Source organism: Haemophilus sp. oral taxon 851 str. F0397 (genome assembly GCF_000242295.1).
GTDB lineage: Bacteria > Pseudomonadota > Gammaproteobacteria > Enterobacterales > Pasteurellaceae > Haemophilus.
In genome coordinates this window covers 246,944-258,833 of the sequence record NZ_JH591080.1, presented here as the reverse complement: position 1 = coordinate 258,833, position 11,890 = coordinate 246,944, and the positions used below count along the sequence as shown (strand labels likewise).

At 38.1% G+C, this 11,890-nt stretch carries 10 protein-coding genes; 2 read left to right on the top strand and 8 right to left on the bottom strand.

The genetic code is table 11. The features are described 5' to 3' along the window. Positions 1–72 precede the first annotated feature (72 nt). From murI to gmk, 5 genes are all read right to left on the bottom strand, one after another. Positions 73–882 (bottom strand): glutamate racemase, encoded by an 810-nt coding sequence (gene murI, locus HMPREF9096_RS02170; RefSeq protein ID WP_009766896.1) that lies wholly within the window; start codon positions 880–882, stop codon positions 73–75. A gap of 29 nt (positions 883–911) precedes the next feature. Further along, positions 912–2,993, bottom strand: a complete 2,082-nt coding sequence (gene recG, locus HMPREF9096_RS02175) for an ATP-dependent DNA helicase RecG (protein WP_009766895.1) — start codon at positions 2,991–2,993, stop codon at positions 912–914. Then, positions 2,990–5,104, bottom strand: a complete 2,115-nt coding sequence (gene spoT, locus HMPREF9096_RS02180) for a bifunctional GTP diphosphokinase/guanosine-3',5'-bis pyrophosphate 3'-pyrophosphohydrolase (RefSeq protein ID WP_009766894.1) — start codon at positions 5,102–5,104, stop codon at positions 2,990–2,992. The genes recG and spoT overlap by 4 nt, the downstream gene beginning before the upstream one ends. Before the next feature lie 72 nt (positions 5,105–5,176). Beyond that, positions 5,177–5,443: a DNA-directed RNA polymerase subunit omega gene (gene rpoZ / locus HMPREF9096_RS02185; RefSeq protein WP_005625717.1), complete on the bottom strand. Its 267-nt coding sequence runs from the start codon at positions 5,441–5,443 to the stop codon at positions 5,177–5,179. Between the two features lie 62 nt (positions 5,444–5,505). Further along, complete coding sequence (gene gmk / locus HMPREF9096_RS02190) at positions 5,506–6,132, bottom strand: guanylate kinase (protein WP_009766893.1); 627 nt, start codon at positions 6,130–6,132, stop codon at positions 5,506–5,508. A gap of 250 nt (positions 6,133–6,382) precedes the next feature. Between gmk and gap the strand changes: the two genes are divergently transcribed. Beyond that, complete coding sequence (gene gap, locus HMPREF9096_RS02195; RefSeq protein WP_009766892.1) at positions 6,383–7,402, top strand: type I glyceraldehyde-3-phosphate dehydrogenase; 1,020 nt, start codon at positions 6,383–6,385, stop codon at positions 7,400–7,402. Between the two features lie 194 nt (positions 7,403–7,596). Further along, positions 7,597–9,405: a long-chain fatty acid--CoA ligase gene (locus HMPREF9096_RS02200; RefSeq protein WP_009766891.1), complete on the top strand. Its 1,809-nt coding sequence runs from the start codon at positions 7,597–7,599 to the stop codon at positions 9,403–9,405. Between the two features lie 36 nt (positions 9,406–9,441). Here the strand turns inward: HMPREF9096_RS02200 and HMPREF9096_RS02205 are convergent, their stop codons facing one another. The 3 genes from HMPREF9096_RS02205 to HMPREF9096_RS02215 are packed head-to-tail and all read right to left on the bottom strand — an operon-like array spanning position 9,442 to position 11,793. After that, positions 9,442–10,227 (bottom strand): Cof-type HAD-IIB family hydrolase, encoded by a 786-nt coding sequence (locus HMPREF9096_RS02205; protein ID WP_009766890.1) that lies wholly within the window; start codon positions 10,225–10,227, stop codon positions 9,442–9,444. A 17-nt stretch (positions 10,228–10,244) separates the two neighbouring features. Further along, entirely contained in the window at positions 10,245–10,709 is a 465-nt protein-coding gene (gene ybeY, locus HMPREF9096_RS02210) for an rRNA maturation RNase YbeY (RefSeq protein WP_009766889.1), read from the bottom strand. Between the two features lies 1 nt (position 10,710). Next, on the bottom strand, positions 10,711–11,793 hold the full coding sequence (locus HMPREF9096_RS02215) for a PhoH family protein (protein WP_009766888.1): 1,083 nt from the start codon (positions 11,791–11,793) through the stop codon (positions 10,711–10,713). Positions 11,794–11,890 lie beyond the last annotated feature (97 nt).

Sequence of the window (11,890 nt, the reverse complement as noted above, 5' to 3'; positions counted from 1 at the left end):
TTTTTATAAAAATATTTAAAAAAATGATCTTTTGGATAAAGTTAATACAAAAAGGTCTATTTAACATCAATTTTAGTCTATTTTTATTACATCTAAAGATTCAAATCCCCATAGGTGTAAAGCTTTTTTAAATTGAGATTCTTCTGGAAAATGTTCAGTACAAAACATTTGATTATGTTTTTCACCTTTAGCACGTACACTTTTACCATCGAGCAAATATTTTATCCGCTTAGCAATCGCCGCTCCAGGATCCATAAAATATTTAATTTGTGGCAAGCACAACTGAATTTCATCTTTGATGAGTGGAAAGTGAGTACAACCTAAAACTAATGTATCCAAATCTGCCATGTCTGCCCATGGAGATAACTCATCTTTTAAATCAATTAGATCAACGGAATGACCACGAATTTTTTGCTCCGCAATTTCTACTAATTTTGTTGTCCCCAATCTCTCAACAATACAATCTTGCGCAAATTTATCAATCAAATCATCGACATAATGACGTTTTACAGTACCCTTTGTAGCTAATAAACCAATATGTTTTGTCTTTGTCATTTCTGATGCAGGTTTAATAGCGGGCACAGTCCCAACGATAGGAATATCAAAAGCAGCTCGCAAAGGCGGAAGCACAACAGTACTCGCTGTATTACAAGCTATCACGATTGCATCTAATGGATAACGTTGATTAATCAGTTGGCAAACCGCTAAAGTGCGGTGAATAATACTTTCTTCTTCGCGTTCTGAATAAGGGAAGCCGGCATTATCAAAACAATAGAGATAATGCCAATTTGGTAATAACTTTCTGGCTTCACGGTATACGCTAAACCCACCGACTCCAGAGTCAAAAAAAAGTACAGTTGGGCGTTTTTCTTTTGTATCCATTTAAAACTCTTTGAAAATTGACCGCACTTTTAAGCGTTTGAATAAATCTCTTTATTATTTAACCAACGATGAATCAGACTTTCTGCTAGATCAGGGTATTTTTGGATAAGTGATTTTGCATAAAATTGCACCGTTGGTATCATTTTTCTATCTCGCATTAAATTTGCTACTCTCAATTCAGCAATACCCGTTTGTTTCGTTCCAAGCACTTCACCTGGTCCACGAATTTCTAAGTCTTTTTCCGAAATAACAAACCCATCTTGGCTATCTCGTAGCACTTGCAAACGTTTTTGCGAAATTTTACCTAGCGGAGGTTTATACATTAGTACACAAAAAGAAGCCGTACTGCCTCGGCCAACACGCCCTCGTAACTGATGAAGTTGCGATAAACCTAAACGCTCTGCATTTTCGATAATCATCAAACTCGCATTCGGTACATCAACACCCACTTCGATTACTGTCGTTGCCACCAATAAATCCAATTCTGCATTTTTAAAACGCATCATGACATCTTGTTTTTCTTGTGGTTTCATCCGTCCGTGCACTAACCCAATATTTAACATAGGTAATGCCTTAGTTAGATCTTCCCAAATCGCTTCAGCTGCTTGAGCTTCTAAAACCTCTGATTCATCAATTAACGTACACACCCAATAGGCTTGGCGTTTTTCATTAACACAAGCATTTTTTACACGCATCACAATTTCAGCGCGACGTTCTTCAGAAACCACTACGGTTGTTATTGGCGTACGGCCGGGGGGCAATTCATCAATAATTGATGTATCCAAATCGGCATATACGGTCATTGCCAACGTTCTTGGTATCGGCGTGGCCGTCATAATTAACTGATGAGGATAAAATCCTGCTTTTTCGCCCTTCTCTCGCAACATTAATCGTTGATGCACCCCAAAACGATGTTGTTCATCAATAATCACCAATGCTAGATCGGAAAACTCTACTTCTTCTTGGAATAAAGCATGTGTCCCCACCACCATTTGTACGGCACCAGTTTTGATTTTTTCAAGCTCTGCTTGTCTTGATTTTCCTTTTACTTTACCAGCTAACCAACCAACTTCAATACCGAAAGGCTCAAACCAACGTCGAAAATTATTCGCGTGCTGTTCTGCAAGAATTTCTGTTGGCGCCATTAAGGCGACTTGTTTGCCATTATCAATTGCAGTTAAAGCAGCCAATGCGGCAACCAATGTTTTTCCGGAGCCAACATCCCCTTGCACTAAGCGCATCATCGGATAATCTTTAATAAGATCTTGTTCAATATCCGACACAACTCGTTTTTGCGCATTAGTGGGTTGAAATGGCAAGGTGGCTAAAAATCGCTGTTTTAAATCGGTTTGATAATGTAGCGGTAAGGCAGAAAATTGCTGCGTTCCTAACCGCACTTTTTGCATAGCTAAATTATGTGCCAGAAGCTCTTCAAAGATTAAGCGTTGTTGTGCAGGATGCCTACCTTGCTCTAACATTTCTAATGAAATATCTGGCGGCGGACGATGTAATAATCGCAATGCCTCTTTTAGACTATATTGATGTGGATTAAATTCATTAGGCAAAATTTCTGCAATCTGAACTTTGTCAAGTAATGCCAAAGCTTGATCCGTTAATTTTCGTAATGAATTTTGTTTTAACCCTTCCGTTGTGGAATAAATTGGCGTTAGTGTTTCTTCCAATACTATGGGCGCATTATCTCGCACAATTTGATATTCTGGATGATGAATTTCTGGCATGTGACGCCCACGTTTTACTTCTCCAAAGGCCTTTACTCGCACTCCTACTTGAAAACTATTACGCATCCCCGCATTAAAATTGAAAAAACGTAACATAATTTTCGATGTGCCGTCTGACAAACTAACCGATAAAATCGGGCGACGACCAAAAGTCACTTCACAGGTTTGAACAACGCCCTCGATTGTAAAATATTGTTCGGGGCGAAGATGAGCGATTGACGTAATTCGTGTACGATCTTCATAGCGAATAGGTAAATGAAAGAGTAAATCTTGCAGGTTATGAATGTCGATTTTAGCCAGTTTATTAGAAATGGCCGCACCAACACCAGAGAGTCTGGTCAAAGGTACGGCATCGAGAAGTTCAAGGCTCATAGCTCATTAATATTGCGTTTGACATTAACAACCCCAGTAATGCCTTTAATGCGATGAACGATATTGGCAAGGTGTTTGATATCTTTTACACAAACCTGCAAAATCACAAGCAATAAATTGTTCTCTAATTCTTCCGTCCAAATATTTTGAAGACTACTTTCGCTCGCAGAAATTGCGGTCATTAAACTAAGCAAGGCATTCTGCTCATTCAATATTTCTATTTGTAATTCTGCCTCAAAATTTGCCGCACTTTGAACGTTATCCCATTTAGCCAACGATTGGCGACAAGCATTTTTCAAACTTGCACAATGTTGATGGTGTACCACTACTGTGTTTTCTTGTGTACAACATCCCACAATAGGATCACCTGGGATCGGATGGCAACATTGAGCAAATTGTGTTTTACCCACTTGCATTGGTGCAATAGTGAGTATTTTTGATTCAAATTCAAAATTCTGAGTATTAGAAGACTCTAACGGCACGCCCACAAATTGATGCGCAATTCCAGTGGCAGACTGATTACCTAAACCAATTTCTCGTAATAATTCATCTAAAGAAGAAAGCGCTAAAGCATCTAATACTGTTCTAATTTGTTGAATAGAAAAATCACCTAAATTATGAGGCTGTAATGCTGCATTAAGTTCAACTTCACCTAATTTCACCGCATCCTCTTCGCAACGCTGTTTGAGATAATGGCGAATCCGTGTTTTCGCACGAGCCGTTACTACAAAATTTAACCATACGGCTTCAGGATGCGCATTTGGATCGGTGATAATATTTACCGTTTGCCCAGACTCAAGAGCTTGCGAAAGCGGGTAAGGTTTATGCTCAACGGTTACACCAACACAAGTATTCCCCACATCTGAATGCAAGGCATAAGCAAAATCTACTGCCGTTGCGCCCATTGGCAATTCAACAATTCGACCTTTTGGCGTAAAAACATAAATTTCTTTCGGGAAAAACTCTGATTTTACATTCTCAATAAACTCAAACGAATTACCTACACTTTGTTGAATTTCGACCAAACTTTGCAGCCAGCGTTGTGCACGAATTTGTGCGGTTGTACTGTCGTTTTTACCATTTTCTTTATAAACCCAATGCGCAGTAATGCCCATTTCGGCGACTTGTTCCATATCCTCAGTATGGATATGAACTTCTACGGGAACACCTTTCGGCCCAATCATTGAAGTTTGCAAAGATTGATAGCCATTTGCTTTAGGTACCGCGATATAATCCTTTACTCGACCAGGACGTGGCTTATAAAGATTATGCATTTGCCCCAAAACGCGATAACAATCATCAACATTTTTTACAATCACACGGAACGCATAAATATCCATAATAGAATGGAATTCTTGATCCTTTATGCGCATTTTTTGATAGATTTTGTAAAGGTGTTTTTCACGTCCCCACACTCGGGCAAAAATACCTGCGTTTTCTAATCGCACTTTAATCTCTTGTGAAATACGTTCGATTAAATCTTGTCGATTACTCCGCGCCACATCAATAAGTTTTTTCAACACCTCATAACGATGTGGGTGCATTGCTTGAAAAGATAAGTCTTCTAATTCATTTTTGATATGCTCAATGCCTAAACGATGAGCAAGCGGACAATAGATTTCAAGCGTTTCTTTCGCAATACGGCGACGTTTATCCGGTCGTAACGAACCAAGCGTGCGCATATTATGCGTGCGGTCAGCAAGCTTGATTAACACAACACGAATATCACGCGTCATCGCCAAAATCATTTTGCGAAAATTCTCGACTTGTGCTTCTTGGCGAGTACGAAATTTCAACTTATCGAGTTTTGATACCCCATCCACAATTTCAGCCACACTAGCACCGAACTCTTCTTTAAGTTGTTCTTCCGTATAAGGAGTATCTTCAATAACATCGTGCAAAAGCGCAGCCATTACCGCTTCGTGATCTAAGTGTAGTTGAGCAATAATGGAGGCTACCGCCACAGGATGGGTAATGTAAGGTTCGCCACTGGAGCGAAATTGTCCTTCGTGCGCATCTCTTGCAATCACAAACGCACGCTTGATGAGTTCAATTTTATCTGCGGGCAAATACCCTTGAATAATTCGATCTAAATCCGCAAACAGTTCCAAAGGAGACCTACTTATTATTGAAAGAGAAAGTGCGGTTAAAATATCGTGATTTTTTACCGCACTTTTAAAAGATTATTCTGTAATTAATGCAACAGCTGCTTCTTCTGTTTCTTGCACTTTCGCCATTTCTTGGAATTCTTGTGCATCCATAATATCTTGATTAATCAAACCTTTTTCGATTTCACGTAATGCGATTACTGTTGGTTTGTCATTATCTTCTGGCACTAACGGCGCACTTTGGTTAAGTTGTAATTGTCTTGCACGACGCGCAGCCGTTAAAATTAAATCAAAACGGTTACCAATTTTTTCTACTGCATCTTGCACAGTAACACGAGCCATAATTTACTCCGATTTGTCAAAAATTACTCTATTGAAAGGGTGTTATAATACTCAATTTCACCCTATTTTGCTAGTAGCTGTTGAATTAACATTGCATTTTGTTTTTGTTGATAAGCTTTTGTTAAGCGTTCCGATTGCAAAATACTTTGCAAATCTTTTAATGCTTTCTCAAAATCATCATTCACAATGACATAATCATATTCGTCATAATGCGAAATTTCACTTATCGCTTTTGACATTCGTTCAGCGATAACCTCTTCACTATCTTGCCCACGACCAATTAAACGACGTTCTAACTCTGGCAATGAAGGCGGTAAAATAAAAATACTTTTTACCGAAGGCACTCTTCTACGGATTTGTTGCGCACCCTGCCAATCAATATCTAAAAATACATCAATGCCTTTTGCTAAATTTTCTTCAATCGCAGGTAAAGAGGTTCCATAATAATTTCCACCAAAAACTTTGGCATATTCTAAAAATAAATCTTGCTCAATGAGTGATTCAAACTCTTCTTTTGATACAAAATAATAGTGTACACCTTCAACTTCACCTGGGCGTGGAGCACGGGTCGTATGGGACACAGAAACCATTTTTTGAGTTGAGCTATCTGATGCCAATAATGCTGAAATTAATGAAGATTTTCCCGCACCACTTGGTGCAGACAAAATATAAAGATTACCTTGAGACATAGAACATTTAACCTTCTCTAACAATTTCAGTCTATTATGCAGATTTCTCTATAAAAAATCATCAAAAGTGCGGTGATTTTTTACGGTACTTTTTCATTCTAATGATGATTTGATATAGATCACAAAAAAGTAGTAGGGTTTATAGTTTTATAAAAATGCTCGTGCTATACTCTGTGCGCTGTCTTACTGAGTGAGCAGTATTACTCAAAGCAAACAGATTTGTTTAACTTAAATAAAAGGTGAAAATCTTATGGCAATTAAAATTGGTATCAATGGTTTCGGCCGTATCGGTCGTATCGTATTCCGTGCGGCACAACACCGTGATGACATCGAAGTTGTAGGTATTAACGACTTAATCGACGTTGAATACATGGCTTATATGTTGAAATATGATTCAACTCACGGTCGTTTCGACGGCACTGTTGAAGTGAAAGATGGTAACTTAGTGGTTAATGGTAAAACAATCCGTGTAACTGCAGAACGTGATCCAGCGAACTTAAACTGGGGTGCAATCGGTGTTGATATCGCTGTTGAAGCGACTGGTTTATTCTTAACTGATGAAACTGCTCGTAAACACATCACTGCAGGTGCGAAAAAAGTTGTATTAACTGGTCCATCTAAAGATGCAACCCCAATGTTCGTTCGTGGTGTAAACTTCAACGCATACGCAGGTCAAGATATCGTTTCTAACGCATCTTGTACAACAAACTGTTTAGCTCCTTTAGCACGTGTTGTTCATGAAACTTTCGGTATCAAAGATGGTTTAATGACCACTGTCCACGCAACAACTGCAACTCAAAAAACTGTGGATGGCCCATCAGCTAAAGACTGGCGCGGCGGCCGCGGTGCATCACAAAACATCATTCCATCTTCAACAGGTGCAGCGAAAGCAGTAGGTAAAGTATTACCTGCATTAAACGGTAAATTAACTGGTATGGCTTTCCGTGTTCCAACTCCAAATGTATCTGTTGTTGACTTAACTGTTAACCTTGAAAAACCAGCTTCTTACGATGCCATCAAACAAGCAATCAAAGACGCATCTGAAGGTAAAACTTTCAACGGCGAATTAAAAGGCGTATTAGGCTACACTGAAGATGCAGTTGTTTCTACTGACTTCAACGGCTGTACTTTAACTTCTGTATTTGATGCAGACGCTGGTATCGCATTAACTGATTCTTTCGTTAAATTAGTATCTTGGTACGATAACGAAACTGGTTACTCAAACAAAGTATTAGACTTAGTAGCTCATATCTACAACTACAAAGGCTAATTAAAACTTTGAAAAAATTAACCGCTCTTCGGAGCGGTTTTTTATTATCTAAAATTTAGTTTACGATCTAAAAATGAACAATGGATCACTAAAAATAATTTAAAACAATCAATATTCTTCTAGCTTTTATTCCTATTTAAGATTATATTAGCGCACAACTGTTCGCTCAATGAAAAATCAAAAATAGGGTTAATATGAATCTCGATCTCCATTTTGTTCATCGTATTCAACAACAAGCCAAAACTCGTGCAAATATGACCGCACTTCGCTATAAAGAACACGGCTTGTGGAGAGACATCTCTTGGAAAAATTTTCAAGAACAACTCAATCAACTTTCTCGTGCATTGCTTGCTCACAATATTGGTGTGCAAGATAAAATCGCCATTTTTGCCCATAATATGGAACGTTGGACAATCGCTGACATTTCGACCTTACAAATTCGAGCAATTACAGTACCTATTTACGCAACCAATACAGCCCAGCAAGCAGAATTTATCCTAAATCACGCCGATGTAAAAATTCTATTCGTGGGCGATCAAGAGCAATACGATCAAGCATTAGAAATTGCTCATCATTGTCCACAATTACAAAAAATCGTGGCAATGAAATCAACCATTCAATTACAACAAGATCCTCTTTCTTGCACTTGGGAAAGTTTTATTGAAACAGGTTCAAACGCCCAACAAGATGAACTAACCCAACGCTTAAACCAAAAACAATTATCGGATTTATTTACGATTATTTATACCTCGGGCACTACTGGAGAGCCTAAAGGTGTCATGTTAGATTACGCTAATCTCGCTCACCAATTAGAAACACATGATCTTTCACTTAATGTGACAGATCAGGACGTTTCACTTTCTTTCTTACCGTTCTCTCATATTTTTGAACGAGCTTGGGCGGCTTATATTCTTCATAAAGGTGCAATACTTTGCTATTTAGAAGACACCAATCAAGTGCGGTCAGCTTTAACGGAAATTCGCCCAACTTTAATGTGTGCTGTACCACGTTTTTACGAAAAAATTTATGCCGCCGTATTGGATAAAGTTCAAAAAGCACCAAAACTTCGCCAAATAATGTTTCATTGGGCAATTTCCGTAGGACAAAAACATTTTGATTTACGTGCGAATAACAAAGCTATTCCGTTCTTATTGAAAAAACAATTTGCTTTGGCAGATAAATTAGTGCTCTCAAAACTTCACCAATTATTGGGTGGTAGTATAAAAATGATGCCTTGCGGAGGAGCAAAATTAGAACCTGCTATTGGGCTATTTTTCCATGCTATTGGTATCAACATCAAATTAGGCTATGGCATGACAGAAACAACTGCAACCGTTTCTTGCTGGCATGATTTCCAATTTAACCCAAATTCAATCGGCACACTCATGCCAAAAGCGGAAGTGAAAATTGGGGAAAATAATGAAATCCTCGTGCGTGGCGGAATGGTGATGAAAGGCTATTACAAAAAGCCAGAAGAAACGGCTCAAGCCTTTACAGAAGATGGTTTCCTAAAAACTGGCGATGCGGGAGAATTTGACGAACAAGGCAATTTATTTATTACCGATCGTATTAAAGAATTAATGAAAACCTCAAATGGTAAATATATTGCACCACAATATATCGAAAGCAAAATCGGTAAAGATAAATTTATCGAACAAATTGCAATCATCGCCGATACGAAAAAATATGTATCCGCGCTTATTGTGCCTTGCTTTGATAGTTTGGAAGAGTACGCTAAACAGCTCAATATTAAATATCATGACCGTTTAGAATTATTAAAAAATTCTGAAATTCTAAAAATGTTTGAGCAACGTATTAATGCGGTGCAAAAAGAATTGGCTCATTTCGAGCAAGTAAAAAAATTCACGTTACTTTCTCAAGCATTCAGCATCAAATTAGGTGAAATTACACCAACATTAAAATTGCGTAGAAAAGTGATTTTAGAACGTTATCGTAAGCAAATTGAAGATATGTATAATTCAAAAGAATCAAAAAATTTATAACTAAAAGGCTCTCGTTGAGAGCCTTTTTCTTGCCAATTATTCAGGAAATTTTTCTTCCAAAATTAATGCTAGCCCATCTTCATTATTGGTCGCGGTGACTACATTTGCAGCTTGTTTAATTTCATCAGGTGCATTTCCCATTGCCACCCCAAGCCCCGCATGTTCTAGCATATCCAAATCATTAAAATTATCACCAAACGCAATCACTTCATGGGTTTGTACGCCAAAATAATCTTCCAAAAAACGAACCGCACTTCCTTTGGTAGCACTCTTATGCATCACCTCTAAAAAATTAGCATGGGAACGACAAATACTCAGATGTGGAAATTTTTCCTTTAAAATAATTTCAATCTCAATGATTTCTTGAGCTTCCCCAATAATTTGAATTTTATGTGGTGAACGTGTTGCCACTTCATCAAAAGGGTTAATTTCAATTTTGGTAACACTGCGTTCATAAATCACCCATTTATTTTCTACATCACGAGCATGGCAATCATTATTTGTATAATAATTCACGCCAAGCAAAGGATGATCCGCCAAAACTGTATTAATATCTAAAATATCCTTTGGATCAATTTGCACGCTATAAATTGGTTCAAGATGTTGATTCAAAATAAGCGCGCCACTAAATGCAACAAGTACATTATTCGTTTCAAGCTGTTTCCAATAAGGCAAAATACCTAAAGGAGAACGTGCCGAAATTGGCACAAAAGGAATACCATTCGCCGTTAAACGCTTAATTGCTGCAACAGTTCGAGGGGAAATAGTATGTTGAGAGGTTAATAACGTGCCATCAAAATCACTAAATACCGCTTTATACATCATTACTCCAAATAAAATTATTTCTCTGCTAGATAAGGATCATCAAAACCTAATCCTTGCATAATTTGAGTTTCTAAACTTTCCATTTCTTCAGCTTCATCGTCTTCAATATGATCGTAACCGAGTAAATGTAAGCTACCGTGCACGACCATATGTGCCCAATGTGCCATTAATGGTTTCTCTTGTTCTGCGGCTTCTCGCTCCACGACTTGACGACAAATAACGAGATCCCCTAGTAATGGCAACTCCACTTCGTCAGGGCATTCAAATGGAAATGAAAGCACGTTAGTCGGGCGATCCTTGCCACGATAAGTTAAATTTAATTCGTGGCTTTCGGCTTCATCCACAATACGAACTGTCATTTCGACTTCATCCCCTTCCGGTTGAACAGCAGCTGTTGCCCACTGCACAATTTGCTCTTCTGTTGGCAAACCCTCTATATTTTCTGTGGCAATTTGCAGATCAACGAATATACTTCCCATTTTACTCTCCTAAATTCTTTTCAATTTCTGACCGCTCTTTTTCACGTTCAGCTTTACGAAGCTCCGCTAATTCTTTTCGACGAATTTCATCTTGCACTTCCCATTCTTCGTATGCTTGCACGACTTTAGCCACCACTGGATGACGCACAATATCTTTGCTATCAAAATAGTTAAAACTTAATTCTGGTACTTTTTCCAACACTTCAATAGCATGGCGTAAACCAGATTTTGTGCTACGAGGTAAGTCAATTTGCGTAATATCGCCCGTAATCACGGCTTTAGAATTAAAACCAATGCGGGTTAAAAACATTTTCATTTGCTCAACTGTCGTGTTTTGGCTTTCATCTAAAATAATAAAACTATCATTGAGTGTACGCCCACGCATATAAGCCAAAGGCGCAATTTCAATAACATTACGTTCCATTAATTTTTGCACACGCTCAAAACCTAGCATTTCAAACAACGCATCATAAAGCGGACGTAAATAAGGTTCGATTTTCTGACCTAAATCCCCTGGTAAAAAACCTAACTTTTCGCCTGCTTCCACCGCCGGGCGAGTAAGTAAAACTCGACGAATTTCTTGACGCTCTAAGGCTTCAACTGCCGCAGCAACAGCTAAGAATGTTTTCCCCGTTCCTGCTGGGCCAATACCAAAACTAATATCGTGAGTTAAAATATTATGCAAATATTGAACTTGATTTTCGCCTCGAGGTTTAATCACACCTCGTTTAGTTTTAATCGTTGTACTGAAAATATTATTTTCAGCGCGGTTCGGTTCAGCTTGAGATAACATTCGGCTTTCTTGTAAAGCCATATGCACATCTTCCAAATCTAACTCTTTCACTTTACCTTTTACGGGCGCAGTTTCAACATATAAATCTTGAATTAATTTCACCGCACTTTTTATCAATTTTGCATGATAAGGTTTTGGGTCCTCTTCCACTGTATCAATATTAAAAGTGAAATTATGACGGGCAATGACAAGATTAAATTCTTTTTCGATAAGTTTTAGATGATCATCAAATGCACCGCATAAAGATTGCAAACGTGCGTTATCTTGAGGTTCGAGAATAAATGAAAGCATGAGGATACTAAGCTGGTGAAAATTGCGGTTATTCTAGCGTAATTACCACTTCATGGGAAATAATCATCACTTTGTTTTCCCCCATATCCTCTCTATA